Source organism: Desulfurispora sp. (genome assembly GCF_052744395.1).
On sequence record NZ_JBRAJI010000017.1, the window covers coordinates 23,292 to 49,539 of the forward strand.

22 protein-coding genes are annotated in these 26,248 nt (G+C 59.1%); 3 read left to right on the plus strand and 19 right to left on the minus strand.

All coding sequences use genetic code 11. The features are described 5' to 3' along the window. Nucleotides 1-15: 15 nt before the first annotated feature. The 9 genes from ACUVTU_RS06360 to ACUVTU_RS06400 all read right to left on the minus strand — a co-directional run bounded on the left by ACUVTU_RS06360 (nucleotide 16) and on the right by ACUVTU_RS06400 (nucleotide 13,462). Complete coding sequence (locus ACUVTU_RS06360; protein WP_445889121.1) at nucleotides 16-432, minus strand: ATP-binding protein; 417 nt, start codon at nucleotides 430-432, stop codon at nucleotides 16-18. Nucleotides 433-453: 21 nt separating this feature from the next. Continuing rightward, nucleotides 454-795, minus strand: a complete 342-nt coding sequence (locus ACUVTU_RS06365; RefSeq protein ID WP_445889142.1) for a DRTGG domain-containing protein — start codon at nucleotides 793-795, stop codon at nucleotides 454-456. A 270-nt stretch (nucleotides 796-1,065) separates the two neighbouring features. Further along, nucleotides 1,066-2,106 carry a calcium/proton exchanger gene (cax, locus tag ACUVTU_RS06370; RefSeq protein ID WP_445889122.1) on the minus strand — a complete coding sequence of 347 codons (1,041 nt, stop codon included), beginning with the start codon at nucleotides 2,104-2,106 and terminating at the stop codon, nucleotides 1,066-1,068. A 265-nt stretch (nucleotides 2,107-2,371) separates the two neighbouring features. Beyond that, complete coding sequence (locus ACUVTU_RS06375; protein ID WP_445889123.1) at nucleotides 2,372-4,372, minus strand: cell division FtsA domain-containing protein; 2,001 nt, start codon at nucleotides 4,370-4,372, stop codon at nucleotides 2,372-2,374. A 19-nt stretch (nucleotides 4,373-4,391) separates the two neighbouring features. Next, nucleotides 4,392-8,384: a helicase-exonuclease AddAB subunit AddA gene (gene addA / locus ACUVTU_RS06380; protein ID WP_445889124.1), complete on the minus strand. Its 3,993-nt coding sequence runs from the start codon at nucleotides 8,382-8,384 to the stop codon at nucleotides 4,392-4,394. Beyond that, nucleotides 8,359-11,895, minus strand: coding sequence for a PD-(D/E)XK nuclease family protein (locus ACUVTU_RS06385; protein WP_445889125.1), 3,537 nt, complete (start codon nucleotides 11,893-11,895; stop codon nucleotides 8,359-8,361). Before ACUVTU_RS06385 ends, addA begins: the two co-directional genes overlap by 26 nt. 157 nt (nucleotides 11,896-12,052) lie before the next feature. Then, complete coding sequence (locus tag ACUVTU_RS06390) at nucleotides 12,053-12,415, minus strand: ArsR/SmtB family transcription factor (protein WP_445889126.1); 363 nt, start codon at nucleotides 12,413-12,415, stop codon at nucleotides 12,053-12,055. 17 nt (nucleotides 12,416-12,432) lie between these two features. Beyond that, nucleotides 12,433-12,951: a thioredoxin family protein gene (locus ACUVTU_RS06395; RefSeq protein ID WP_445889127.1), complete on the minus strand. Its 519-nt coding sequence runs from the start codon at nucleotides 12,949-12,951 to the stop codon at nucleotides 12,433-12,435. 142 nt (nucleotides 12,952-13,093) lie between these two features. Continuing rightward, nucleotides 13,094-13,462 carry a DnaJ family domain-containing protein gene (locus ACUVTU_RS06400; RefSeq protein WP_445889128.1) on the minus strand — a complete coding sequence of 123 codons (369 nt, stop codon included), beginning with the start codon at nucleotides 13,460-13,462 and terminating at the stop codon, nucleotides 13,094-13,096. A gap of 729 nt (nucleotides 13,463-14,191) precedes the next feature. Here ACUVTU_RS06400 and ACUVTU_RS06405 point away from each other — a divergent pair. Both ACUVTU_RS06405 and ACUVTU_RS06410 read left to right on the plus strand, forming a co-directional pair. Beyond that, nucleotides 14,192-15,730 carry a SpoVR family protein gene (locus tag ACUVTU_RS06405; protein WP_445889129.1) on the plus strand — a complete coding sequence of 513 codons (1,539 nt, stop codon included), beginning with the start codon at nucleotides 14,192-14,194 and terminating at the stop codon, nucleotides 15,728-15,730. 72 nt (nucleotides 15,731-15,802) lie between these two features. Next, complete coding sequence (locus ACUVTU_RS06410) at nucleotides 15,803-16,195, plus strand: hypothetical protein (protein WP_445889130.1); 393 nt, start codon at nucleotides 15,803-15,805, stop codon at nucleotides 16,193-16,195. A 93-nt stretch (nucleotides 16,196-16,288) separates the two neighbouring features. On the opposite strand, the gene ACUVTU_RS06415 is transcribed toward ACUVTU_RS06410, so the two are convergent. Next, nucleotides 16,289-16,894, minus strand: a complete 606-nt coding sequence (locus tag ACUVTU_RS06415) for an FmdE family protein (protein WP_445889131.1) — start codon at nucleotides 16,892-16,894, stop codon at nucleotides 16,289-16,291. Nucleotides 16,895-17,052: 158 nt separating this feature from the next. On the opposite strand from ACUVTU_RS06415, the gene ACUVTU_RS06420 reads away from it, so the two are divergent. Next, nucleotides 17,053-17,199 carry a hypothetical protein gene (locus tag ACUVTU_RS06420; RefSeq protein WP_445889132.1) on the plus strand — a complete coding sequence of 49 codons (147 nt, stop codon included), beginning with the start codon at nucleotides 17,053-17,055 and terminating at the stop codon, nucleotides 17,197-17,199. On the opposite strand, the gene ACUVTU_RS06425 is transcribed toward ACUVTU_RS06420, so the two are convergent. From ACUVTU_RS06425 to hflX, 9 genes are all read right to left on the minus strand, one after another. Beyond that, nucleotides 17,183-19,045, minus strand: coding sequence for a sigma-54-dependent Fis family transcriptional regulator (locus ACUVTU_RS06425; protein ID WP_445889133.1), 1,863 nt, complete (start codon nucleotides 19,043-19,045; stop codon nucleotides 17,183-17,185). The genes ACUVTU_RS06420 and ACUVTU_RS06425 overlap by 17 nt on opposite strands. Nucleotides 19,046-19,207: 162 nt before the next feature. Continuing rightward, complete coding sequence (locus ACUVTU_RS06430) at nucleotides 19,208-19,744, minus strand: 2-oxoacid:acceptor oxidoreductase family protein (protein WP_445889134.1); 537 nt, start codon at nucleotides 19,742-19,744, stop codon at nucleotides 19,208-19,210. Between the two features lie 7 nt (nucleotides 19,745-19,751). Further along, the gene (locus ACUVTU_RS06435) at nucleotides 19,752-20,573 is read right to left on the minus strand and encodes a 2-oxoacid:ferredoxin oxidoreductase subunit beta (RefSeq protein ID WP_445889135.1); all 822 of its coding nucleotides are present in this window, start codon (nucleotides 20,571-20,573) and stop codon (nucleotides 19,752-19,754) included. After that, nucleotides 20,566-21,714 carry a 2-oxoacid:acceptor oxidoreductase subunit alpha gene (locus tag ACUVTU_RS06440; protein WP_445889136.1) on the minus strand — a complete coding sequence of 383 codons (1,149 nt, stop codon included), beginning with the start codon at nucleotides 21,712-21,714 and terminating at the stop codon, nucleotides 20,566-20,568. The genes ACUVTU_RS06435 and ACUVTU_RS06440 overlap by 8 nt, the downstream gene beginning before the upstream one ends. Nucleotides 21,715-21,720: 6 nt before the next feature. Beyond that, complete coding sequence (locus ACUVTU_RS06445) at nucleotides 21,721-21,933, minus strand: 4Fe-4S dicluster domain-containing protein (RefSeq protein ID WP_445889137.1); 213 nt, start codon at nucleotides 21,931-21,933, stop codon at nucleotides 21,721-21,723. 363 nt (nucleotides 21,934-22,296) lie between these two features. Next, a complete protein-coding gene (locus ACUVTU_RS06450) occupies nucleotides 22,297-23,484 on the minus strand; it encodes a DegT/DnrJ/EryC1/StrS family aminotransferase (protein ID WP_445889138.1) in 1,188 nt (395 codons plus the stop codon). Between the two features lie 138 nt (nucleotides 23,485-23,622). Beyond that, nucleotides 23,623-23,916 carry a DUF2442 domain-containing protein gene (locus tag ACUVTU_RS06455; RefSeq protein ID WP_445889139.1) on the minus strand — a complete coding sequence of 98 codons (294 nt, stop codon included), beginning with the start codon at nucleotides 23,914-23,916 and terminating at the stop codon, nucleotides 23,623-23,625. Between the two features lie 23 nt (nucleotides 23,917-23,939). Beyond that, nucleotides 23,940-24,200, minus strand: coding sequence for a DUF4160 domain-containing protein (locus ACUVTU_RS06460; protein ID WP_445889140.1), 261 nt, complete (start codon nucleotides 24,198-24,200; stop codon nucleotides 23,940-23,942). 47 nt (nucleotides 24,201-24,247) lie between these two features. Continuing rightward, entirely contained in the window at nucleotides 24,248-26,068 is a 1,821-nt protein-coding gene (gene hflX, locus ACUVTU_RS06465) for a GTPase HflX (protein WP_445889141.1), read from the minus strand. Nucleotides 26,069-26,248: the final 180 nt, after the last annotated feature.

Consider the following 26,248-nt stretch of genomic DNA (forward strand, 5'->3'; position numbering starts at 1 on the left):
GTAGCGCCCGGCTCATTAATCGGCAATAATAATTGTGGATCGCAGCAAGGTGCCCTGACCAACTTGGGAATGTATTTCCAGAATATCAGAACTCTTCTTGATATTGGGCAGGCCCATGCCCGCTCCAAAGCCCATTTTTCTTATGTGCGGCGGCGCGGTGGAATAACCCTCCTGCATGGCCAGATCAATATCCGGAATTCCCGGGCCTTGATCCCGGGCCGAAATTTCAATGCGGCCAGTGTTGATGCCGGCGGTTATGGTACCGTGATAGGCGTGAATGACTATATTCAGCTCGGCTTCATACGCCACTATGATGGCGCGGCGCACAATGGCCGGCTGGATCCCGGCCATCTGTAAGGTTTTCTTGATGCGCGAGGCCGCCTGACCGGCCCGGGCGAAATCATTGCGCTGAATGTGGAAGGCAAGCTGCATGTCGGTTGGTTCACCCCGCTTTTATAGACTGCGCAAGCCCGCCTGATAAAGAATACCGCAGCTTTCAAAAAGAAAATACTGGGTGCTGAGCAAAGGCAGGTTTTTCTGGCGGGCCAGCTCAACCACTTCCAGGCCCGGCATTTTACCCCGCACAAAGACAATAGCCTGCGCCTCCACCATTTCGGCCAGACGAACGATCTGCACATTGGTCAAACCGGTGAGCAAGAGGCATCCGGGTCGGGCAAAACTGAGTGAATCGCTGATCAGATCACATCCAAAACCGCAACTGATCTCCTTGTCCATCTGCTCCTCACCCCACAGCACCTCGGCTTGCAGCAGGTCCTGAATAGCTTTAAGTTTAATGGCCCATCACCTGCCATAAAAATTGCTTTTGGTAAATTGGTTATATCAATAATGAAATATTATCATTTAGTATTAATTTTACTTATCTATATTGAATATTACATTATTTCTGAAAAATCATAAAAGACTCATTGTTTGCAAATATTCCTTTTTCATGCCAACTGCTCCCGCAAGGGCAGAAAACCGTTGTTTTTCTCAAAAATGCGCTATTTTTACAAATAACAAAGCACCCGGACCTGCGCGCCCGGGTGCTCCGGTTAAGGATACCTGCTATACGAAGTAAAACGCCGTGCCCAGAATGGCATAGGTAAACAAGAGGATCAATCCTTCCAGATAGTTGGTTTCCCCGTCGCGAATGGCAAAATTGACCACCAGCACGGCCAGGGCGATACCGGTCAGTTCCAGCTGGTGAAAAATCAAATGCATGGGCTGACCGAACAGGTAGCTGATAAACACCAGGAGGGGCGTGAGCATCAGGGCAATCTGGGTACTGCTACCCACGGCAATTTCCAGGGCCAGGTCCATGCGGTTTTTGACGGCCATGAGCACAGCGGTGCTGTGCTCGGCGGCATTGCCGATTATGGGAATGAGGATGAAGCCGATAAATATTTCGCTAACCCCCACCTGCTGCACCATGTGCTCCAGGGAGCCCACCAGAAATTCGCTCATCAGGGCCACCAGCACCACCGAGCCGGCCAGTACAGCCAGCGAGAAGTATTTGTTCCACTCGGGTTTTTCCAGCACATTGTGCGACGTATGAAAAAGCTGCCGGTGCGTTTTAAAGGAGAAAAACAAACTGGTAAAATAAATCAAAATCAACAGCACAGCCGTAACCAGCGACAGCACCTGGGCTTCCCCGCCGCTTAAATCCCCGGCGTGATAAAACATGGCCGGAATGACCAGCGCCACCACTACCAGGAAAAGCAGCGAGGTGTTCAGGTTGGCAATCTGGTAATTGAATTGCAAGGTCTTATTTTTGATACCACCTAAAAAAGCGGCGAAGCCCAGCACCAGCAGAATATTGCCCAGGATGCTGCCGGCGATGCTGGCCTTGACCACATCAAAAAGACCTTCCCGCAGGGCAAAAATGGTGATGATCAGTTCGGTGGCATTGCCGAAAGTGGCGTTTAAAAAGCCCCCCACCCGGGGCCCGGCCACAATGGCCAGTTCCTCGGTGCTCTTGCCCATCAGCCCGGCCAGGGGGATAATGGCCAGGGAGGAAAAGATGAAAACCAGCAGCGGGCTGGCGTGGGTCAACTCCAGATAAACGGCCACCGGCACGGCGGCCAGCAGATAATAGAGAAAGTTCATCGCTTAAACCATCATCCCCTTGCCTGTTGCTTACAGTATCATTCTGGTTAATTTGTGTTCGGCTGATACCAAAACCACAATATCTAGCCAACATCTGGCACCTGGCAAGCAATATATTGTATATCAGTATACTTGACCGGGCACGAATGCCTTCCGGTTATGCTGCAAGTAAAAGGTATTCTGAAACGAATCTAACCGAAAAGCCTTTAACACAAGGTTAAACTCAACAGAAACTGTTAGCAGCCCCGGTCGCAAAAAACAACAGCTACTCCCAGCGGGCCTCCACGCTGTCACCGGGGCTGATGGGGGCGGTGAAACCGGCCTCCCGTCCGTTGAGATAAAAACGCAGTACCCGGCCGGGCACGGGCAGTGTAAAATCCGCCGGCAGGTAGTTGAGCAGATCCACCAGCAGGTGCTGCCTGTTCCCGGGCAGTTCCACCGGGCTGCCGTTCAGGGTCACCACCGGCACGGCTTCTTTCCTGTTCTCCCCGGCCGGCACATCCGGACCGTACCCGGACCGCCCCGCCGCCCCCGTCCGGTCGCCTTCAGCATCAACCAGCAGACCTCCTTCCCCGGACCTGGTACCGGCTCTATTTTCCGGATCTGCACCGGCTGCCGTGCCACCGGGGACAGCCGGACCATCCTCCACCGGAGAAAGCGCCGTACCGGGTAAATGTTCTGCCGGCAGCGCCACCATCAGATGGTCGCCGTTATTGATCTCTTCTTGACAGTCTTGCACACGCCGGCCGTTTATTTCCACCCGGCAGTCCAGGCCGGGGTATTCTTGCTCCAAAAACTGCTGCACGGTCAGGCGGGCCGACGCACCGGGGCGGGCCGGACTCACTTCAATCCAATCCCCGTCTTTGATGGGCGTTTTTACACTGGCCTCCTGCCCGTTGACCACAATGGTGGCCGGCTGACCCAGCTCGCCAAAAATCACCCGGCGCTGACCATTGACATAAAACACCAGGTCGGCGCCGTTTTTGGCCAGCAGGGAACGCAGATCGAACTCAATCAATCCCAGAGCGTCGGCCACGGTCAGTTGCCGGGACCAGAGCAGCCGGTAATCCCGTCCGTTGACCGTGATTTTAATAAAATCATGCCCCATCCGGCTCAAGGCTACCCGGGCGATACCCAGCACGGTCACACCTTCCGGACCGGCAATCTCTCCTGCCACCACCTGGATATCGCCGAGGTGCTTCCTTTCCCGCAGGCCCACCCGCTGGCGGGGAATCTGCAGGCCGGCGGCGATTTTCTCGGCCAGTCCGGGCACCTGTCCACCCCCGCCCACCAGAAAGACTGATTTAGGAGCCTGATTGTTGTTTAAAACCAGTATCTCGGCTACAATCCTCTCCGCCAGGCGGTCCAGCGCCGGCTCAATCTGGGCCAGGAGCTCACCGGCCGGAATGCTGTTCTCCAGGCCCATAATGTCCTGGTAGACAATTTCCCCGCCCCCGGCCAGCCGCCTCTTGATCTCCTCCGCGGTCTGAAAATCGGCCAGACAGACCTCGGCCACCATCTCGGTGATCTCATCACCAGCCACCGGTACCATGCCGTAGGCTACAATAGTACCTTCCCGGGAGATGGCAATATCGGACGTGCCGGCACCAATATCCACCAGGGCCAGATTGAGCAGGCGGAAGTTTTCCGGTATGGCCACTGCCGCCGCGGCAATGGGCTCCAGAGTCAGGCAGACCGGCTCCAGCCCTACCCGGGAGAGCACCGCGTACATGCTGTTGACCACGGAAGCGGGCAAAAAGGTGGCGATCACATCGGCCCCGATCTTTTTGCCGCGGTGTCCCAGCAGGTTGGAGATGGTGTAGCCGTTCAGATAGTAGCTGACCACAGAGTAGCCCACACAGTAGAATTCTTCCCCGTCCGCCGGGCCGGGGCTGTCCTGCTGCAGCTGCCGGTGGGCCAGGCGAATGCCCTCGCCTTCCAGCGCCCGGCAGGCCAGGGCGTCGATTTCCCGGTCCGGGCTGATTTCCTGCTCCACCAGTACCCGCCGCGTTTGCAGCGAACGTCCGGCGGCCGCCACCGCCACCTCGTAGAGGGTCTCCCCCGTTTCCTGCTCCAGTTCCTGCTTCACTTTTTGCACGGCCCGGGCTACCCGGGGGATATCGTGAATCTGGCCGTCAAAGACCGCCCGGCTGTCGTGTTCGGTCATTTTCTGGGCCAGCAGTTGCATTTTGCCGTCATGGAGCTCCACCAGCGAACCAATTACGGTCCGGGTTCCAATATCCAGGGCAAACACCCGCTCCGGCATAAAACCACCTCAAGATGGATTATACCACCCAGAACCGTCCCAGAGTAAAGGAATAGAGAATTTTTTCTTTCACCGGCCGACCGGTGATTTTAGATACAGCCCGGGCGTAAAGCTGCAGCTGGGCGCTGTGCCGGCGGACAAATTCCGCCGCCTGCCCGGCCGTGAGGTAATCGGACTTGTAGTCAATGATCACCAGGCCGTCCGGCTCATCCAGCAGGCAGTCGATAATACCCTGCAGGATGATGCTTTCCTCCCCGGCTTGCTCAACATCCAGGCGGGGATACAGTTCCCGGCAGGACAGGGCCACGGTGAAAGGAATCTCCCGCCAGATCCGGCCGCTACCGGCCAGCTGCAGCAGGCGCCGCCCCGGCGGGCTGTCCACAAAGCCGGCAATCTGCTCCACGTTGACCAGCTCCCGCTGTGCTTCCCCCAGCACCCCCTGCGCCTGCAGCGCCTCGATCTGCCTCTCGATCTCCCCGCTGATCTCCCGGCGGGTGGCTGCGCGGGCTAGCTGCTCCAAATCCAGATGCTGCATGACCAGGTGCATGGCCTGACCGCGCTCCAGAGCAGGATGTCCGCCGCTGTGAAAAGCGGGCAGCTCAAACCCGGGCGGCATCTCCCCGGCAGCGGGGTAACTGCCGCCGGCCGGTAAAGCCCCGCCCGGCCGCACATCTTCCCCTGCCGGTTCCCGCCCCACCGCCGGACTCCCGGCCAGGCTGGCCCAGGCCATTCGGTCCGCCGGCCATTCCTCGCCCGGCCCGTCCTCCAGCCCGGCCTGCCGCTTGCTCCACTCGGTCACGCTCAGCTTGGCCGGTATGCCGGCCAGGGCCGCCCGGGGGTACTGCCAGAAAAGCAGGGCGGCCAGTTCCCGGTCACCCGGCAATTTTTCGCCCTCGGGCAACTGTTCCTCCAGCCACTGGCGGGGCAGGGGCTGCAGTTCCGTGAGATATTTTACCCAGCCCGCTTCTTCGCCTTGCTCACCACCGCTCTGCCAGAGCGCCGCCAGGCTGGCGGCCGGCTGCAGGCACAGGCGACCGGCCGGCGTAGACAGGGCCAGCGGATTACCCTCCGGACAGGACAGACCGGCCAGGGCGGGATGGGCAAACAGGGCCGGTCCCAGCCAGTCCAGGCAGCTGCTGGCACCGGCCAGCACAGTAACCGGCAGCGCCGGCTCACCCGCCATCAGGCCGGCAAAACTCTGCCACCTCCGGATCTGCTCCGGCAGATTGGGCACTGCCGCGGTCAGCAGCAGCCGGTAACGCGCCCGGGTGGCCGCCACGTAGAAAAGGCGCATTTCCTCGGCCAGGCTCTCCAGGCGCAGGCGCTGCCGCAGCAAATGGTGCAGGATGGTGGGCCGGCAGATGTACTCCTCCGGATCGAAGAGCAGGGGACCGCAGCCCAGCCGGCGGTGCAAAAGCCACCCCCCCTGGCTGTCTTTCATGTTGAACTTGCGCCCCAGCCCGGCCACAATCACCACCGGGAACTGCAATCCCTTGCTGCGGTGAATGCTCATAATCCGCACCACGTCTTCGCTCTCACCCAGCGAGCGGGCGGTGTCCAGATCGCGCCCCTGTTCCTGCAGTTGTTCCATATAGCGCAAAAAGCGGAACAGGCCCCGGTAGGAAGTGCCGGCAAACTGCCGGGCCCGGTCCACCAGCAGGCGCAGGTTGGCCTGGCGCAGGCTGCCGCCGGGCAGTGCCCCCACCAGATCATAGTAACCGGTCTGGCGATAGATTTCTTCGATCAGGTCGGCCGGTTCCACCCGGGTGGCCATCTGCCGCCAGGCCTGCAGCCTTTCTCCAAAGGCCAGCAGGGAAGCGGCCGCCTGTTCATCTTCCAGCAGGGCCGGGTTCTGCCAGCCGTGCTGTACCGCAGTGTAGAAATCGCCCTGTGGGCAGGCCAGGCGCAGGCGGGCCAGGTGCCCGGCGCTCAGTCCCACTATTGCCGAGCGCAGCACAGCGGCCAGGGGAATATCGCGGCGCGGGTTGTCAATGACCTGCAGCAGCGACAGCACAGTCTGAACCTCGCTGGCGGCAAAATACCCTCCGCTGCCGTCGGCGTAAACCGGTATGCCCAGGCGACGAAACTCCTCCAGATAGACGCCGGCGGTATGCTGCAGTGAGCGCAGCAGGATCACCACATCGCGCCAGCTGGCCCGGCGCCGGCCGCCCGTGCCGTCCGGCAGTTCCAGCCCCCGGTCGACAGTCTCCTTCAGCCACCCGGCCAGATAACGTGCCTCCAGCCGCACCCGGTCCAGATCCTCCGGAGGGAATGGATCTTCTGGCACTGCTTCCTCTGTTCCAGCACCGGCCGGCGCTGCCTGCTCCCCACCCCCGGCCGGCGCACGGTAATCCAGCAGATGGATCTCCACCTCATCACCGGGCGGTTTTACTTCCTCACCCGGCCGGGGGCTGCGCAGCCGGGCGCGCTCATCGTAATCGATCTCGGCCACCCGGGCGGTCATCAGACGGCCGCACAGGAAATTCACCGCTGCCAGAATGCCGGGGACACTGCGGAAATTGACTGTAAGATCAATGCGCAGGCCCGGCACTTCCTCCGCCCGGCCCAAGACCGGCCCGCCGGGATCATCCATGTCTGCATACTCCCGGTAAAGCTGCAGGAATAGCCCGGGATCGGCCAGGCGGAAGCGATAAATGCTCTGCTTGACATCACCCACCATAAAGCGGTTTTGCTCCCCGGACAGCAGGGACAGGATAGCTTCCTGCACTCCGTTGATGTCCTGGTATTCGTCCACCATCACGGCCGCAAAGCGCTGCCGGTACTCCCGGGCCAGCGGTGAAGGCACAAGCGGTGCCCCGGGCAGCCCGGGCACTTCGCCCCCCCGGGGAGAAAGCTCGGCGTTATCGGCCAGCAGGGCCAGCGCATAGTGTTCCAGGTCGGAAAAGTCCAAAAGTCCCCGCTCCCGCTTGGCCCGGCGGTAGGCGGTATCAAAATCCAGCACCAGTTCCACCAGGGACCGCAGCAGCGGTGCCGCCCGCCTCAGTTCGTCCAGCAACTCCGCCTCCGGACGGCTGAAATATACCTGCACCAGCCTTTTCCATCCCTCTTTGGCCCGCTGGCGCAGGTCTTTGACCTGCTGCTGGAGATCCTCCCGGCAGGCACCTTTTTTCACCGCGGGCAGCTTGCCGAAATTCACCGCCCGCAGAGACTGTCTGAGTCGGCAATAATCGCCCCGGCCAGAGGCCAGGCACTCCTGCAAGGCCGTCAGCTCTTGCTCCAGCTGCGCTGCGTAGGCTGCCGGCCCTCCCGGCTGCCGGGCCAGTTCCCGGGCCAGCGCCAGGCATTCGGCGATCATATCCATCTCCAGACCGACCACTTCCAGCCAATCAGGCCACCAGAATTGCTCCGCCCATCGCTCCGGGGTCTGTTCCAGCGAGTCCGCCAGCCAGTTCAGCCAGGCCCGGGGCCGGGGCAGACTCAAAGCAAAGCTGTAAAACCGCCCGGTCTGCTCAAACAGGCGCCGGTCGTCACCGTGCCGGCCGGCCAGCAGGGTGGTTAAATGCCAGAAGGGATGTTCCGGCTGCTCTTCCAGGGACGAGTATTTTTCCTCCAGCACTTCCTCCAGGACTTCCTGGCGCAAAAAAAGGGCTTCGTTTTCATCCATGATCCGGAATGCGGGATCCAGCTGCAAATGATCGAAATGGCGGCGCAGGAGTTCGCTGCAAAAACTGTGCAGAGTGCCGATGGAAGCCCGGGGCAGCAGCAACAGCTGGCTGAGCAAACGCTGCTGCTCGGCTCCCGTGGTGCGGCGCAGGCGCTCCTGCAAAGCGGCACCGATGCGCTGCCGCATTTCACCGGCCGCCGCATCGGTAAAAGTCACCACCAGCAGGCGGTCCAGATCCACCGGAGCGTCATCGCCCAGCACCATTTGAATCACTCTCTCCACCAGCACGGCGGTTTTGCCCGCACCGGCCGCTGCAGCCACCAGCAGGTTGGCACCCCGCTGATTTATAGCCGCCTTTTGTTCACCGGTCCAAACTGTAGAGGACAATGTGGCCCACCCCCTTCCCGTTGGCCAGCCCGGTCACCTGCTGGCGCAGTTCCCCGGTACCAACGCCCGGCGCCCGGTAGCGGTTTCCGGGCAACCACAGATCAAAGCGGCATACCGGATAGTACAGGCAGTAGTCGCAGGCGCTGCGCTTGCCCACGCGCAGCGGGGCGATATCCACCCGCCCGTCCAGAATATCCTGCCCCATCATCTGCAACAGCTGCTGCAGGCTGTTTTGTAGCACCGCCAGCTCCTGCCGGGTGTACACACTGCCCAGACAACCTTTGTGCAGGGCGCCCTCTTTGGTCAGGGCCACCGGTACCAGCAGGGAACTCACCCCCGGTCCCAGCCGGTTGTCCAGCAGCTGCCAGAAACCCGGCTCGTGGGCGACCACCAGGCCCTGCAGGCAGAATTGTTTCAGCTGTTCCTGAAGCAGTTTCTCCGGTGCCGGCGGTTCCTCCAGCTGGAGCGGAGCACTGTGCACCGGCATGTAAAATGCTCCGGCCGGCAGCAACTGGCCCGCAGTCGTACCGGCAAGTAATTGTTGGGCCGCACTCAGGTAGAGCAGCAGCTGCAGCTGGCTACCGGCCAGCAGCTCCGGGAGAACCAGGCGCTGCGGAGAGGTCTTGTAATCCACCACCCGGAAAAACACCCGTCCCTGCGCATCACCGGCCAGATCCAGCCGGTCAATCTGCCCGGCCACGGCCAGCAGAGCTCCCCCCGGCAGAGGCAGTTCCAGATGGGGGGCGGACACCTCTTCGCCCGTACCAAAGCGCACTTCACAGTCAACAGGGCGAAAGGCGCTACCCTGCATTTGCTGCACCATGGCCCGCAGCGCCCGCTCCAGATTTTCCTTGAGGCGGCGCAGGACGGCTCGCTGCCGGGCGCTGCCCAGCAGGATGGCGTTCTGCAACTGCCGGCTGTGTTTTTCCAGTAACCGCTGACAGGCGGACTGGATGTAGGCATCGTCCACCTGTGACCATTCCCGGCCGCTGCTCCGCACCTGCTGCACAAACTCCTGCAACACAGCGTGATAAAGTCTTCCCGTATCGGGGGGGGCCAGCCGGTGCTGCTGGCGCTCCGCCAGGCCCAGACCGTGGGCCAGGAAGTGGGCAAAAGGGCAGCTGGCATATCTTTCCAGACGGGAGGCACTGGTGTAAAGCATCCTGCGGCCGCCCTGCTTCTTCAGCCACAGCCGTTCGGCCAGAAAGCTGCCCAGCGGCTTTTCCTGATTGACCTCCCACAGTCCGGTACGCACCGCGGCCAGGCGTGCCCGCCACTCCTCCTGCTCCAGCAGCACATTGTAAACCTGCCACCAGCCCGGGTGCACTTCCCCCCCGCGCCGGGCGAACTGCCAGCAAGCGGCCAGACCGGAGAGCAGGCGGCCCGGATGCTCGTGCTGCTCCCAGGGCGGCCGTTCCGGTTTTGTTTCGGGCAGCACTACTTCCTCCGGCACGGGCAGCAGTTCCCGCAGTCGCCGCAGGGGTTGCGCCGGCTGGCGGGCCCTGCCCTCGGCGTCGCCCAGCGGATAGCACAGCCAGAGCTGACCCGCGCTCTCCGCCAGCAGCCGGTAAAGCAAATATTGCTCGTGCTGCAGGGATACGCCGGTGGTGGTCAAACGGTCCGACCAGAGCGCAGCCAGCCTGTCCCGCTCGGCGGCATTGAGAATGCCCCGGCTTTGCGCCGCGGCCGGCAGGCTGCCCTCACTCAGGCCGCATAAGAAGAGCAACCGGATATTTTCCGGCAGCCTGGTCCGCTCCAGGTCACCCACAATCACCTGATCCAGCCCGGGCGGGATCAGGCTGTAGCGCACCGCCGCCAGCCCGGCATCCAGCACCGCCGCCAGTTCGTCCAGCCGCAGCGGAACATCGCCCAGCACTTCCACCAGCTGATCCAGCAAATCCATTACCGCCCGCCAGACCTGGCGGTGCTGGCGGTAAAGCAGCGGATCGCCGGCATCCAGAGCAGCCTGCTGCAGGTCATAAAGCTGACGGGGGAGGTTCAAGTCCAGACAGAGCCTGAGCACAATGCCCGCCCACTGCCGGCCGCTGATCCCGCCTTTTTTTTGCAGGCGCCGCCAGTCCTGCTGAGCGGTTCGCAGGGGCCGGACCGCCCGGCGGCGCAGCCGGTTGATCTCGGCCAGATCCGGCGGGGATCCGGCGGACAGCGACCGGCCGGTTTCAGCCGGTGAAAACGGGTTGTAATGCCAGTCTTTAACACTGTACCAGCTGCTGCCGCGCACCCCGGCAGCCAGCACATAGTTTTCCAGCCTGTCCACTTCATCGGCCGCCAGACCGGCCAGGCCGGTCTTCAAATAACGGAACAGCGGCTCGTAGGCCCAGTCTTTCTGCCACACTTCCAGGGCTGAACGCAGCAGTTCCACCAGCGGGTGGTGCAGGGCACTCAGCGGCCGGTCAATAAAACAAGGTATTTCGTAATCGGCCAGGACCTGGCGCAAAAGGGGCAGGTAGGTGCCGGCATCGCGGATCAGAATGGCCGCCTGCCCCGGACGCACCAGCCCCTGCCGGATCTGGCGGCGCAGAGTGCGGGCCACTCCCTCCACTTCGGCCCGCGGGCTGGCTCCGGCCAGCAGGCGCACCTGACCCTGCGCCCGTCCCGCAAAGACCGGGGGCCGGAGAGAAAAAAAGTGCCTCTCCAGATAGTCCCGTTCCGGATATTCCGCCAGACGGCGCCTGTCCCCCGACAGCACCTGTTCTAAAAGCTGCACTTTGCCGGAACCAGCCAGGTGACGCAACTGCTGCAGGGTTTGCCAGGAACGGCAAAAAGGATCACCCGGCGGCGGAGTCTGTGTCAGATAATCGGGATCCAGGCACAGGGTCACGGTCACCCGGCGGCAGCAACCCAGCAATGCCGCCAGCACGCGCCGTTCCTGGGGAGTAAAGGAGATAAAACCGTCCACCCAGACCTGGCAGTTCCGCCAGGCCCGGCTGCGGGGAAGCTGCCGGGCCAGCAGGTTGAGGTAATCATCCGGATCTACCAGCCGGCCGACCATTTGCTCCTCCAGGATACGCAGCACCAGAGCCAGATCCAGCAGTTTGCGCTGCAGATAGGGATCCGGACTGGTACCGGCGGCAGCCTCCAGATCGCTGGCCCCCAGGCAACCCATCTTCAGTTCGCCGATTAACTCGGCCAGGGCGGCCAGAAAGCCGGGCTGATTTTGTTGACTGCCCAGGAGTGGCAGCTGATCTCTCTTTTCCATAAGTATTCTTTTCAGGAGCATCTGGCGGCCCGTTTCATTCAGCGGCCGCCCGGACAAGCCGCCTGTCTCGCGCAGCACCCGCCAGGCCAGCCGGCGAAAGCTGTAAACCTGGGCGCGCAGACTGCCGCCCCGCCCGGCCAGCTCTTTCTCCATGTTGAAAGTGGACTGGGCCGGAACCAGCAAAAGCAATGGCTGCCCCAGAGGCTCACGCTGCACCGCGGCGGCAATTTCCTCCAGGCAAAGGCTGGTTTTGCCGTAGCCGGCCCGCCCCACCACCAGGCGCAAAGTACCCACACAATCACTTCCCCATTTATTTGGTTGTCCAACCAGCAGGCTGTTATCCTCATCTTAGCAAAAAAAGCTGGCCCTGTCTTCGCCAGCTCTTACCCACCAGACAATATACCGCATTATGAATCACCGGCACCCGAGAAATCCCACTCCGGAAACAGCATCAATGCCGCCCGCACTCACCCGCCGGGCAACATTTTTCCGCCAAACCCGCTTCTTCCGCCTCGGCCAGCCGCACCGCCTCGGCGGCGAAGGCGGGCAGAGCGGACAGGGGCGCTGCCAGGAAATCCTGGAAAGCAGCCAGGTTTTCCTGAAGAAACTGCCTTTTAAGGGCGTAGAATGTCCTCTGGGCCTCCTTGCTCTCACTGAGCAGCCCCGCTTCCTTGAGCACCCGCAGGTGCTGGGAAATGCGCGGCTGGCTGATACCCAGCACCATTTCCAGTTCACAGACATACATGGGCCGCAGCGCCACTAACTTCAAAATCTTCAGACGGGTGGGCTCACCCAGTGCCTTGAATATTTTCACAAAATGCTCCAAGCCGCTCACACACTTTCTTTAATCCACTTCTCTATTTCGGCCTGTCCGGGCACCCGGCCGGAAACCTTGAGCTTTCCGTTGATCATTAGGCCGGGGGTCATCAGCACGCCGTGGTCGGCAATCTGAGCCGGATTTTCCACCTTCACCACTTCCGCATCCACCCCGGTGTTGGCCAGCGCCTTCTGTACCGCCTCGTAGACAGCTTTGCATTTCTTGCATCCCGGTCCCAGCACTTTAATCTGCATTCTGCCCGCACTCCTCTCCTGTTGGGAATGGTTTAATTTTTGCCCCTGCTGCCGGTAATAGGCCAGCAAGGCCTGCCGGTAATGCTCAGCAGCACTCTCCGGCACATAATTTTTTTGTTTGATCAACCGGAGCAGTTCTTCGGCAACCCGGCTTTCATCAGATATTCCCTGACTGATCACTTCCATCACAGCCTGCTCCAGACCAATAATGCCCACCTGTCGACCGTTAACCGGCAGAGGAACTGCTCTGGGAGCCCGCGGATCGCAACAACCGGCCATAACACGCCACCCCGGATCTATGTTATACTTAGATAATTATATACTAATAATTGTTCTAAAGTCAAACACCGGCTACCTGGTTCATCATCATACCTGCTGCAATCAAACTACAGGCACCATCCCTTTACCATACCGGCGACCGCTAGCCGCCCAGCCGCCGGTACAGCTGGCTGCGGTACTGGCTAAGAGCGACGCTGGCCCGGCGACCCTCCATAAGCATGTTGAAGCGCAGGATCTTCTGGTTGAGCTTTGTCTGCAGACACTTTTTCTGCACATCCGCGTCGCAACAGTCTATAAGCTTCTGCAGAGTGACAATTTCCTTCTTCAGCTGCATTTCCTCGGGCAGCACACCGGCATTGCGCAGCATGATGTAACCGGACCGCAGCTCTTCCGGTACATGAGAAAGGTCGTCGATTTCCAGGGGCCGGCCGCTGCCGGCCAGATTGTCCAGCTCCCCCCGGGCTATGGCCTCGCGAATCTTGCCCTCAGCGATCACAGCCACAATATCCAAGCCCCACCACCCGCTTTTGTTTTTTCTATCATAAAATGTCTGAAAGCCTGCGTCAACAGGAGCAAGAACGCCGGCAGGGAAAGCTGTTAAAGATACAGTGCCAAAAAGAAACCCTCCATTCATTTTTGATGAATAGAGGGTTTCTTGCTTAGAGCCCGCAATGACCTACGCTACAACCACTGCGCGTATCTACGTAGCCCACAGCAACCTTTCGGCTACTATAGACCATTACGACACCCGCAATAGTCTTTGCTCGACTATTATGGATATCTAAGGAGCCTGCATGAGTCTCTCGACTGCTGCAAACCCCGCTCCCACCAAATCCTTAAAACTTTTAAAGATGTACAGGGGGTTTTCGACACCCATAATAATCTTAGCTCGACCGGTGCACATCCCTTGCGACCATCCGGCAATCGTTCGGACTGCCGGACAGCCTGCCGGAACATGCACCGCTCTGCCCGCCGACCAGCATCGAGCCCTTAAGACCCGATACTGATCTTTGGCCGACTACTACAGAGCCCTTTCCGGACCCTGCAGCAGTCTGGGCTCGGCCATTGCGAACCCTTCTGGCAATATTATGGCCAATTCCTTCTGGTTCATACACGGATGGAGGCAATATTTACAGGTAATTTTTTCCACAATGTCACACAGCGTCCGCTTGCTGCGGCAGCAATCGATGACAATATTTCCATCCTGCCGGCATATGCTAATCCCAAGGAGGGATGGCCTATGCACCCGCAGGAAGAGGTAAAGCTGCTGGAAGAAGCGGCGGACAGGATTCTGGCCAAAGCACGCGAATTCGGCCTGGATTTTTATAATATGCATTTTGAAATCTGTCCGGCAGAAGTCATTTACACCATCGGCGCCTACGGTATGCCCACCCGTTTCACTCACTGGACCTTTGGCAAGGCCTACCAGAAGATGAAAACCCATTACGATTATAACCTGAGCCGGATATATGAACTGGTGATCAATACCGATCCCTGTTATGCCTTCTTGCTGGAAGGAAACAGTCTGGTCCAGAACAAGCTGGTCATGGCCCACGTGCTGGGACACAGTGATTTTTTCAAGAACAACGCCTATTTCAAGCCCACCCCCAAAAACATGATTGAAAGCATGTCGGCGGCAGCCGAGCGGTTCCGCAAATATGAGTTCAAATATGGCCGGGAAAAAGTGGAGAAATTCCTGGATGCCGTCATCTCTATTCAAGAACACATTGATCCCCGCCGCTACATCAAAAGCAGAACCGGCGATCCAGACGAGGGGGGTGCTTCCTGCGATCACTGTGGGGGTGGCTGTTCCGGCGACCGGCAGGATGCTGCCCCTGCCTGCGGCGGCGCCTGCCGGAGCGGCGGCACCGGCTGCAGCAGCCGACCCCAAGCAGGCCGCAAAAGCAGCCGGAAGGCAGGGCAGCGGGAAACCCCTTACGACGACCTGTGGAATCTGGATAAATCCGACCTGCCGGTGGAGGAGGAAAAGCCGCGCAAAATACCCCCGGCACCCGAAAAAGATTTGTTGCTGTTTCTGCTGCACCACGCCCGGGACCTGGATGACTGGCAGCAGGACATCATCACGGTCATCCGGCAGGAAATGCTCTACTTCTGGCCCCAGATGGAGACCAAAATCATGAACGAGGGCTGGGCCACCTACTGGCATTTGCGCATCATGCGGGAAATCGACCTGCCGGAAAACGAGGCGCTGGATTTTGCCAAAATGCACGCCGGGGTGGTGCAGGCCAGTAAAATGCACTTAAACCCCTACCTGCTGGGGCTGAAAATATTTGAGGATATTGAAAAGCGCTGGGATGAGCCCACGGAGGAGGAAAAAGAAAAGTACGGGCGACCGGGCGGTGAAGGCAGAAGTAAAATTTTTGAAGTACGGGAAACCGAGAACGACATTTCTTTTTTGCGCAACTACCTGACCAGAGAGCTGATTGAGGAAATGGATCTGTACCTGTTCAAGAAAATAGGCTACGACTGGAAAATAACCGATAAAAACTGGGAAGTGGTGCGCGATCATATTGTGGCCAGCATGACCAACTGCGGCTATCCCTGCATTGTGGTGGAAGATGGCGACTACGGCAAACGGGGCGACCTCTACCTGCGCCACCAGTATGAAGGAATTGAGCTGGACGTTTTTTATCTGGAAAAAACCCTGCCCATGGTCTACCACATCTGGGGCCGCCAGGTGCACCTGGAAACCGTTCTGGATAACAAAAAGGTTCTCTTTTCGTACAACGGGGAAAAGTGCAGCAAGAAATTCGTTTAATGTCCCGTGCATGAAAAGCCCCCGGTCACACCCATAATATGAGCAAACCACTTTCACAGGAGGATGCGCCAGATGCAGTTACCTCCCGGCCAGAGGTCCATCCTGGCCTATTTCCCCACCAGCGATGCCGCCCGGCGTGCCGCCGCAGAACTGACCGCCGCCGGATACGGCGTAACCGATGTTGACCGGGTATCGCGCTTCGGCACGAGCATTGACCGGGAATACGACAATCCCCTGAACCGGGCCGTCACCGCCACCGGGCCAGTGCTATACAACAACAGTACCGGGGATCAGCTCACTGACTCCGAGCGGGTCCTGCTGGCCGCCGATCCTTCGGTCAGCGGCATGGGCGGTAAAGACTACGGATTAGCAGGGGGAAAACCCTTCCTCCTGACTCTGGTTACCGAGGAAAGCAGGGTTCAGCAGGCAGAAGAAATCATCAAAAGAAACGGCGGAAAAATCTGATCCTTTTCCCCGGACCAAAATAGACATGGCCGCGGAAAACCGGGCCATGTCTATTTTTGGCCCATTGCGGTCATGAAAAGTGCTGCCGCCAGCCTACCAGCCCCGGCTGTACTCCCCGGCACAGGGAATGCAGACAATTTGGCCCCCTTTGACGCGGGCCCGGGGCTCCATGACCGTCTCGCCGCAAACCGCACAGACATGTGAAGGGAAAATGCGCGCTTTGCCCGGTGGCTGCATCTGGATGCGGCGCACATCGCACAGTTGCTCCACCGGCTGAGTCAGAATATTGTTAATCCGTTCCTGCTGATGCCGCTGGAAAGCGGCATTTTCTTCTTCCGTGGCCTCACCGGCGAACACTTTCCGGCGCAGGGCATCCACTTCGGGATTGACCCGCCAGTTGGCCGCCTTGATGGCCACCCGCACCGCCTGTCCACTGTTGCGACAGACAAAGGTGTAAACCTGCTTACCGTAGTCCCGGTAAATCAAGTTGCCCTTACCGATACTGCAACCGGTGAGCACCTGGATGGCATCCACCCCGCAGGCATCGTTTTCCACAATGGCCACCAGTTCCTCATCCGCCGCCCGCAGGGCGGTCAGCTCCTCCAGTGCCACCCTGGCCACCCGGTAGCCGATGGCCAGGCCCGGACAGGCATGGCCGTGAAATTCCACGCATCTCTCCCAATCATTTTTAACGCACATACACAGGCCCCCTGTTTTTGCAAAAATCATACAATAAAGAATGCCCACTGGCAATATTCTGCTACCGAACGGCAGATTTTTACCTCTTGACAGTCCGCCCTGCCTCTGTCATTATTAATATTGAAAATGATTATCATTTGCATAAGGGGGCTTGCACCATGTCTATCCTGGTGGTCGGTGGCGATTATCTAGAAGGTATTTTTCACCACTTGCGGGCGCTGGGATTCAAAAGCCTGCAGCACATCCAGGGGCGCAAAAACATGGCCGCCGAGCAGGTTGTTATAACTGTTAATTTTCCGGCCTGAGCCGGTATTTCTCTATCTTGCGGTAAATGGTGGCCCGGCTGATCCCCAGAGCAGCCGCCGCCTGCCGCTTGCCTTCCTCATGCCAGCCAAAGCGCTGCAAAGCCCGCTGGATGGCCACCTTTTCCATTTCCTCCAGGGGAACAATGGCGCCATGCTCCTCTGCGGATCCGCCGGCAGGCTGGCCGGACAGGTTTTCCTCTGGTGTTTTTTCCACCGTCTCCCGGAAGACAGCTTCATCCTTTTGCCAAAGGCGGGCCGGCAGGCTGGAGAGCGAAACCAGCTCTGCATCTTCTATATTCACCGCATACTCCACCACATTGATCAGTTCACGCACATTGCCCGGCCAGTGGTAACTTACACAGGCCCGCATGGCTTCGTCGGTAAAACCCCGCACATCCTTGTGCAACAGATCGGCAAAACGTTTCATGTAGTACATCAGCAGCAGGGGGATGTCCTCCTGGCGCTCCCGCAGCGGCGGTAGGACCAGCGGAATGACACTGACCCGGTAATACAAATCCTCCCGGAAAGTGCCCTTTTGCACCATTTCCTGCAGATCGGCATTGGTAGCGGCAATCACCCGGATGTTCACCGGAATCAGCCTGGTACCGCCCACTCTCTCCACCTGGCGCTCCTGCAGCACCCGCAGCAGCTTGGCCTGCAGATAGAGCGACATGTTGCCAATTTCGTCCAGAAAAATGGTGCCGCCGTCCGCCAGTTCAAATTTGCCGGGTTTGCCGCCCCGCCGTGCCCCGGTGAAGGCACCTTCCTCGTAACCAAACAACTCGCTCTCTAGCAGGCTTTCCGGGATGGCCCCGCAATTGATGGCCACAAAGGGTTTACCGGCAAAGGGGCTTTCGGCGTGAATGGCCCGGGCGAAGATTTCCTTGCCGGTACCGGTTTCACCCAGAATAAGCACCGTGGAGTTGCCGTGAGCAATTTTTTCGGCCTGGGCCTTCACCCTTTGCATAGCCGGGCTGACCCCGATAATCTGATCCAGTGTGATGACCTGCCCGGCACTGATATATTCATAAGCCAGTTTCTGGGCTTCCTGAAAGTCCCGAAAAGAGGCCACCGCCCCCAACACCAGGTTATTCTCCCCCCGGATGGAGCGGGCCGTGGATAAAAGGTGAAAGCGCCTGCCGCCGGCATTGACGAAAACTTCCCGTGAGCTGAAGCCCCGCCCATCCTGCAGCACCTCCAGCAGCGGTACGCCGGTGAGCACCTGCTTCAAAGGCCGGCCCAGGGCCTTTTCCTTGGGCAGCTTGAAGATGCGCTCGGCCGAGCTGTTGAAATGGGTGATCACACCCTCCCGGTCCACCGCCACCAGCCCCTCGTAAACCGCATCCACCACGGCGGCCAGCTGGCCCGCCACCTTGCTTTTTTCAGCAAAACTTTCGATTTCCAGCACTTTGCTGCCGATCAGGTCGGCCATGTGACCGATAAATTCCTGCAAATTCTCGGTGTTGGTGGTCAGACGCTCTCTTTGACCCTCGTCAAAGGCGGTCAGGCTGATGGTACCAATCACCGCCTCGGCAGCGCGGATGGGATAAACAATAGAGGCCCGGTAAAAACAGTCCCCCTGGAGCGGGCAGGCGGCACAAATGGCATGATGACCGGCCTGATTGATGAACACGGGCTGGCCGTGCTCCAGGACATATTTATTCACAAAACCGTGTTTCAGGCGCGACCCTACCTGGCTGCGCACACTGCCGGTAGCCGCCACCCGCACCAGGTGGGTGTCGATGATTTCCACCTCGACACCCAGCACACTGGCCATGGCGGCGGCAATTTTTTGGCCGCTGCCCCGCACCTGGGAAAGACGGGAAGCAGTATGGTTTGCTGACATAAGATTTTCCCCTCCGGTAGTCCATACTATTCTACCACCGGCGCAAACAAAAAGAAACGCCCTGCTTTGACAAACAGGGCCAGATGTATGGCTCATCAACCTGGACTATGTTCAGACTGTGCTACCTTTACCCATCGGTTTCACAGCAAAATGACCCAGAGATTATCCCGCACTCTCCGCCAGCTCCCGGCCGGCTTCCAGCGCTGCCAGGTTGGCCGGAGCGCTTCCCAGCCTCCCGGTCACAGCCTGCTGCAAACTCTCCGGCCGCACCAGCCCGGTCAGGCGCACCAGCGCCCCCAGGGCCACCAGGTTGGCGGATATTTCCTTGCCCAGCCGCTGGCGAGCGGTCTCGGTCAGGGGCAGCGATATTTGTTTGTAGCTGGCCGCACCGTCAGGCTGCACAAAGGTGGCATCCACCAGCACCAGCCCGCCCGGCCGGACGGCGGATACATATTTTTCATAGGCTTCCTGGCTCATGGCCAGCAGCACGTCGGGCTGCTGCACATGGGGGTAGTCCACAAATTCCTCACTGATAATCACTTCGGCCCGGCTGGCCCCACCGCGTGCTTCCGGCCCGTAGGACTGGGTCTGCAGAGCATAGCGGCCCTCTAAAATGGCGGCTTCGGCCAGCAGGATGCCGGCCAGAATAATGCCCTGCCCGCCCGAACCGCTCAGGCAAATTTCCCGGTAGTAACTCACCGCGTTTTCACCTCGGCTTTTGCTGCCGCGCCTGGAGCAGGGCGGCATAGGTCTCACAGTATTCCGGTGCCCGGGCCACATGCAGCAGACCGATGGGATATTTGCCCACCTTTTCCTCGGGCGCCAGCTGCTCATACTTCTCTTTGGGTACACCGCTTTGCTTCTGCCATTCCAGCATCACGGCCGGATCGGGCATTTTGTTGCGCCGGCCAAACGAGGTGGGACAGTGGGTGACCGCCTCGACAAAACTGAGTCCCTTGTGCTGCACCGCCCGCACAATCAGCTCGCTGAGTAAACGGGCGTGGTAGGTGGTGGAGCGGGCGACAAAAGTGGCCCCCGCCCCTTTCATGAGCTGAACCAGGTCGAATGGCGGATCGATGGCCCCGTAGGGTGAGGTGGTGGTTTTGCTGCCGCCGGGCGTCAGGGGCGATACCTGGCCGCCGGTCATGCCGTAAATGCTGTTGTTGAATACCAGCAAATTCAAATCAATATTGCGCCGGGCCGCATGGATTAAATGGTTGCCACCAATGGCGCTGGCATCACCATCCCCCATGATTACAAAGACCGTCAGGTCCGGACGGGCCATTTTAATGCCGGTGGCGAAAGCCACCGCCCGGCCGTGGGTGGTGTGCAGGGTGTGAAAATCCAGATAACTGACCGCCCGGGAGGAACATCCAATACCTCCCACTACCACCACTTTATTTCTATCCAGCTGCAATTTATCAATGGCGCGCAACATGGCCTGCACCGCAATGCCGTTACCGCAGCCCGGGCACCACATATGCGGCAGCGTGTTGGGCCGGAAATAGGAAAGCCAGTTTTCAGACACCGCCGGCCACCTCCCGCAGCGCACCGCTGATCTCATCGGGGGCGATCAGCTCGCCGCAGTTTTTCAAACAATAAACCTGCCGGCACCCGGAAGGAAGCCAGCGCTCTATTTCCGCCGCCAGCTGCCCGTCGTTCATTTCCGCAATCACCACACCCTTTTTACCGGAGAGAGCTGCTGCCAGCTTCTCACCCGGGAAGGGCCACAGGGTCACCGGACGGAAAAGGCCGGCCGCCACTCCCTCCTGCCGGGCCCGGCGCACCGCCTGGCGCGCTGCCCGGGCCACGCCGCCGTAGGCAACCACCAGGTATTCCGCATCATCGCCCTGGTACACTTCGGGAGCCGGGAAATCGGCAAGCCGCCGGATAATCTTGTCCCGCAGGCGCCGCAGCAGTTCCCCGGCCACCCGCGGGCTGTTGCTGGGCAGCCCCCGCTGGTCGTGCACCAGACCGGTAATATTATAGCGGTATGCCCCACCAAAGGCGGCCAGTACGGGCACCCCGTCCTCCCCGGTGCGATAGGGCAGATATTCTCCGGGCGGGCAGTCGGGCTGCCGGCGCGCCGGCAAAGCCGGCCCCTGCGGGGGCAGCACCACCCGCTCCCGCAAATGCCCGACCACCTCATCCATGAGCAGGATGACCGGCGTGCTCACTTCCTCCGCCCAGCGCACCGCCTCAACAGTCAGGTGGTAGGCTTCGCTGACCGTGGACGGCACCAGCACAGGCAACAAACGATCGCCGTGCGAGCCCCAGCGGGCCTGCATCACATCACCCTGTCCGGGCGCCGTGGGCATACCGGTGGACGGCCCCTGCCGCATCACGTTGACCAGCAGCAGCGGTATCTCGGCCATCACGGCAAAACCGAGATTCTCCTGCATCAGTGAAAAGCCAGGTCCGCTGGTAGCTGTCATGGCTCTCGCCCCGGTAGCGGCAGCTCCAATCACCGCCGCCAGGGAGGAGATTTCATCCTCCATCTGAATAAAGACGCCGCCCACATCGGGCAAGTACCTGGCCATGTACTCGGCGATTTCGGTGGACGGCGTAATGGGGTAGCCGGCATAAAAAGACACGCCAGCCGCCAGGGCAGCGCTGGCTACTGCTTCGTTGCCCTGCATCAGGCTGGCCAGGGGGGTAGGATCAGACATATCTTTTCACTCTCTCTCCAGACTTATGGCCATATCCGGACAATGCCACACACAACTGCCACAACCGATACAGGCGCTTTCCCGCACCACCACGGCCTTTTTGCGGCTATCCAGGGTAAGTACCTTTTGCGGGCACAGGGCGGCACAGATGCCACAGCCCTTGCACCAGGCCTTGTTGATGCTGATTACCGGTTTAGTGGCCAATTTTCTGACTGCCATATCTATCACCAGCCCTTTCCAGGTTAGCACACAGGCTTTTGTTCTTTGCCATGCTTCTTAGCAATATGTGTGCCAGTTAATTTTTTTCCTGAAAAAAAGCCGGCTGCCAATATATTGGGCGCTTTTAGCTGAAAACTGACCATCCATACAGGACATAGCCATCTCACGATGATACAAATAAACCTGCCCGCCCGGCACATCCCTATATCAATATGAGACATCATCTCAATATGATACCGCTACCCAGGTCAGCCCTGACGCAGGTCAGGTGTCCGCGCCCAGCGATCCGGTTCAGTACCTGCATCAGGTGTTGTAGTTCGAATCTTACAAGTCTGGCTCGGGCAAGACACACCGCCAGATTTATTATGCGGCTTTTGCATAATAATCCAGCAATTTGGCCACCGCCGCTACTACATCAACCGCATCCTGTTCGCTCATGGCCGGATACACAGGCAAACACACCACCCGCTGGAAAAACTCCTCGGCCCCCGGGCACAGGCTGTCCGTGATGGTACAGACATCGGGGTGACCAATCCAGAGGTAGTAGGGCTGCAGATACACCGGAAGGTATTTGACCGCAGTCTCGATGTTTTCCGCTCTCAAAGCATCCACAAAGTGCTCCCGGCTCACGGTTAATTGTTCCAGGCTTAACAGAACAGGGTAAAAATTCCATCCCGGCTCGCCTTTCGCCGACCAGCGGGGCAGTTCCACATCCCGGCGCTCCGCCAGGGCCTGGTTGTATACAGAAGCAATCTTCTCCCGGCGGGCACACATCTCTTCCCAGCGCTCCAGCTGACTGAGCAGCAGGGCGGCCTGCATTTCGGTCAAACGGTAGTTAAACCCCAGGTCCTGCATTTCGGCCACTTGCCAGCTTCCCCGCCTCCGGGTAAAGCGGGCGGCATCCCGCACCAGGCCGTTGTCGCGGAACATGGCCAGCCAGTTATAGGTTTCCTCGTCATCGGTCACCACTATACCGGCCTGGCCGCAAGTGGGCCCATTGGCCGGAGAAAAGCTGTACACACCCATGTGTCCGGCCCTGCCCACCGCCTGTCCGTCATAGCGCGCTCCCACCGCCCGGGTACAGTCCTCCACCACCAGCAAATCTCTGGCCTTCGCTATTTCCAGCAGCGGCTGCAGCGGAGCAGGGAAACCGCCGTAATGGGTAACAATCATAGCCCGGGCCCTTTCGGTCAGGCGCCACTGTACCGCCCCGGGATCCAGATTGCCCGTGGCGGGGTCGATATCGGTAAAAATGGGCACAGCTTTCTGGTACAGCACGCAGTTGGTAGTAGCCGGATGGGTCAGCGAGGTAACGATAACCTCCTCCTGGGGACCGATTCCGCCGGCCATGAGGGCAATATGCAAACCGGCCGCACCGCTGGATGTGGCCACAGCAAAACGGCTGCCCACCAGAGCGGCAAATTTTTCTTCCAGACGGCGCACCAGCAGCCCGGCGGACAGGTCTGTACTTCCCTGCAGAGCCTGCTTAACGGCTGCTATGTCCTGTTCAGTGATCCAGGGCTTTTGAAAGGGGAGCAACTCGGAGCGCACCGGTTTGCCTCCCTCAATTGCGGGTAAACCAGGCAAATTATCACCAACTTTTAAAATAAAAATTTCCCCCTGGCAAAAACTGATAACCAGAGATTAATAATGGTAGGTTTCCTAAAGTTCATCACACAAAATTTTAGCTTACATAAATTCTTCCGTGACATCCTCAGCATTGTAGAGCACCCAGGGATCAAGATCCAGACACTGAGTCTCATCTCTTTTACCTGTTAAATCCCAGGCCGCAGTGCCATTGAGTATGGTTAATTTATCGCGGAAAATTTGCCTGTCTTTTAATACTTCAAATACCCCCGACAATTTATCTCCCATCTTATAGCGAGTTACCTTGCCATCCACAAACTGACAAATAATACTATAATCGCATTTGTCATCAGGGAAAACTTGAATCAAATCAGGCGGTATCAATAAATAATTCACCTCCCGTCCCGCTGAACCCATGGCTATCTAAGCGGATCAATTTTAAATAATTCTTTGCCGTGACAGGCATTATGCCAGTTATCCATTAATTCATCCTGGTGTAGCAATGTCCAGGCAATTACAAAACTCGCCTGTTTACGCGGCAGTCTGCCTGAAATGATCACCGCCTTTTGAATATCCACAATCGCCTTGTAATCACCGTATTCCACATGAACATGTGGTGGCAAGTGATCGCTATAAAACATAGATACTTTTATGCCGTGAAACCAGCTGAGTTGAACCATTTTTATCGACTCCTGTTTTCTTTAGAAGCGATTTAGATTAATAGCACTCAATCGGAATCTATAGCTCCAGGAGTAAACCCAGTATTGCCCTGATAATGCCTTATACGCGGATCGGGTCGACCGGCCAAACGGGCCACCACCCTGATCCCCTCAGGGAGATATTCCTCCTGCTCCACCTGGCCCGTACGGTGCACCAGAGCCAGCAAATCAGCCCGGTTGTAAGGGATCACGCCTTGAAAAAGCCATCCCCTCAGGTCCAGTTGCCGGGCTATTTCCTGTTTCAATTGCTCCAAACCGGAGCCGGTGCGGGCCGAAATCTCCAGCACAGGGCCCGCAAAGGAAAGCCGCACCTGCTCCAGCAGTTCGGGCTGCACCGGACAATCCATTTTATTCAAAACCAGTACGGTTTTCTTATTATGTGCATTAAGCTCCCGCAGCACATTGTCCACGGCCGCCATCTGCCCCATCATGTCCGCGCTGCTGGCATCCACCACATGCAGCAACAGGTCGGCTTGCTGCACCTCTTCCAGGGTGGCCCGAAAGGCGGCTACCAGCTGGTGGGGCAGCTTGCGCACAAAACCCACCGTGTCGGTAAGCAAAACCGGCTGTTTATCCGGCAGCAACAGCCGACGGGTGGTGGGGTCCAGCGTGGCAAAAAGCTGGTCGGCCGCCAGTACGTCGGCCCCCGTCAGCGCATTGAGCAAGGTACTTTTCCCGGCATTGGTATAGCCCACCAGGGCCACCACGGGTATTTCCCCCTGCTGCCTTTTCCGCCGCTGCTGCTGTCTGTGCCGGCGCACTTCCTCCAGCTCCCGGCTGATATCTTCGATACGCCGCCGAATGTGCCGGCGGTCGGTTTCCAGCTTGGTCTCCCCCGGCCCCCGGGTGCCGATACCGCCCCCCAGCCGGGAGAGAGCCTCGCCCTGCCCGGTCAGACGGGGCAGCAGGTAGCGCAATTGGGCCAGTTCCACCTGCAGCTGTCCCTCCCGGGTGCGGGCCCGCCGGGCGAATATATCCAGAATCAGCGCCGTGCGGTCAATCATCCGGCAGCCCAGCTCTTTATGCAAATTCCTGGCCTGTACTGGAGTGAGTTCATCATCAAATATGACCAGTTCGGCCCCCAGACTCTGGCAAAGCAGAGCCAGTTCCCGCACCTTGCCCCGGCCGATGGCCAGAGCAGCATCAGGGCTGGCCCGTCTTTGCAAAACCTTGTGCAATACCCCGGCACCGGCCGCCTCGGCCAGCCGGGCCAGTTCGTCCAACGATTCCTCACTGTCAATGGAAACCAGCAGCGCTTTCTCCGGCTGTTCCCCTGTCCTGAAATCCGCCGGGGTTCTGCCCAGCTGTTTTTCCACCTCATCCACCGCTCGCCGCCAGTCAAACCTTTCCAGTTCCCTTACGGTCATTGGGCCATAGGTTCGCCCACCATCCGCCAGCCGACCCTCTCGGACCTCGGGCAGGGCCACAAAGGCTTCCCGCAGGCGGCCATCCCGCACCCCCAGAGCCACCATGGCGTCCAGCCGCATGCTCAGCAGCGCGGCCAGATCCACCGAACTGAGCATACCGCTGCCGCCGGGATGGGTATGCACGCAGCGCAGGCCGGAAAGGCGCAAATCGCCCCGCCGCCGGCTCCTGGCCAGTAGAGGCGCCGTGCCGGCATCGCCCACCCCCACACTGACCACCCGGCCGTGCCGGTCGAGGAATACCGCTATTTCCCGCCGCAGTTTTTCGGTCAGCGCTACCAGCACGGAAACAATATCCTCACTCACCAGCTGTGCCCGGTCCACCGCCAGAGCATAAAGGCTGCGCAGCGTTTCCAGATCGCTCCTGCCCAGACCCTTGATCTGTCCATAAACTTCCCGGTCCAAACCAGTTCTCCTCTCTGCCCTACCTGTACTTTCAGCTTAACAAAACCAGAACCGCCAGGCAACTGGATCTGCCGGAACTGGCACAGGCCCACCTGGACCACCGGGCACAGTACCGGGAAAATATACAAATATTTAATTACGGATTATTGTTATATAAAAATTTATTATAATGTCCATAGA

What these genes read in the sequence shown, in the direction of transcription:
- ACUVTU_RS06440 (WP_445889136.1), bottom strand. Translation starts at nt 21,714, where the DNA reads ATGTCTGATCCTACCCCCCTGGCCAGCCTGATGCAGGGCAACGAAGCA.
- ACUVTU_RS06360 (WP_445889121.1), bottom strand. Translation starts at nt 432, where the DNA reads ATGCAGCTTGCCTTCCACATTCAGCGCAATGATTTCGCCCGGGCCGGT.
- ACUVTU_RS06460 (WP_445889140.1), bottom strand. Translation starts at nt 24,200, where the DNA reads ATGGTTCAACTCAGCTGGTTTCACGGCATAAAAGTATCTATGTTTTAT.
- ACUVTU_RS06375 (WP_445889123.1), bottom strand. Translation starts at nt 4,372, where the DNA reads ATGCCGGAGCGGGTGTTTGCCCTGGATATTGGAACCCGGACCGTAATT.
- cax (WP_445889122.1), bottom strand. Translation starts at nt 2,106, where the DNA reads ATGAACTTTCTCTATTATCTGCTGGCCGCCGTGCCGGTGGCCGTTTAT.
- ACUVTU_RS06415 (WP_445889131.1), bottom strand. Translation starts at nt 16,894, where the DNA reads ATGTGCGTTAAAAATGATTGGGAGAGATGCGTGGAATTTCACGGCCAT.
- ACUVTU_RS06395 (WP_445889127.1), bottom strand. Translation starts at nt 12,951, where the DNA reads ATGGCCGGTTGTTGCGATCCGCGGGCTCCCAGAGCAGTTCCTCTGCCG.
- ACUVTU_RS06445 (WP_445889137.1), bottom strand. Translation starts at nt 21,933, where the DNA reads ATGGCAGTCAGAAAATTGGCCACTAAACCGGTAATCAGCATCAACAAG.
- ACUVTU_RS06425 (WP_445889133.1), bottom strand. Translation starts at nt 19,045, where the DNA reads ATGTCAGCAAACCATACTGCTTCCCGTCTTTCCCAGGTGCGGGGCAGC.
- ACUVTU_RS06410 (WP_445889130.1), top strand. Translation starts at nt 15,803, where the DNA reads ATGCAGTTACCTCCCGGCCAGAGGTCCATCCTGGCCTATTTCCCCACC.
- ACUVTU_RS06420 (WP_445889132.1), top strand. Translation starts at nt 17,053, where the DNA reads ATGTCTATCCTGGTGGTCGGTGGCGATTATCTAGAAGGTATTTTTCAC.
- ACUVTU_RS06405 (WP_445889129.1), top strand. Translation starts at nt 14,192, where the DNA reads ATGCACCCGCAGGAAGAGGTAAAGCTGCTGGAAGAAGCGGCGGACAGG.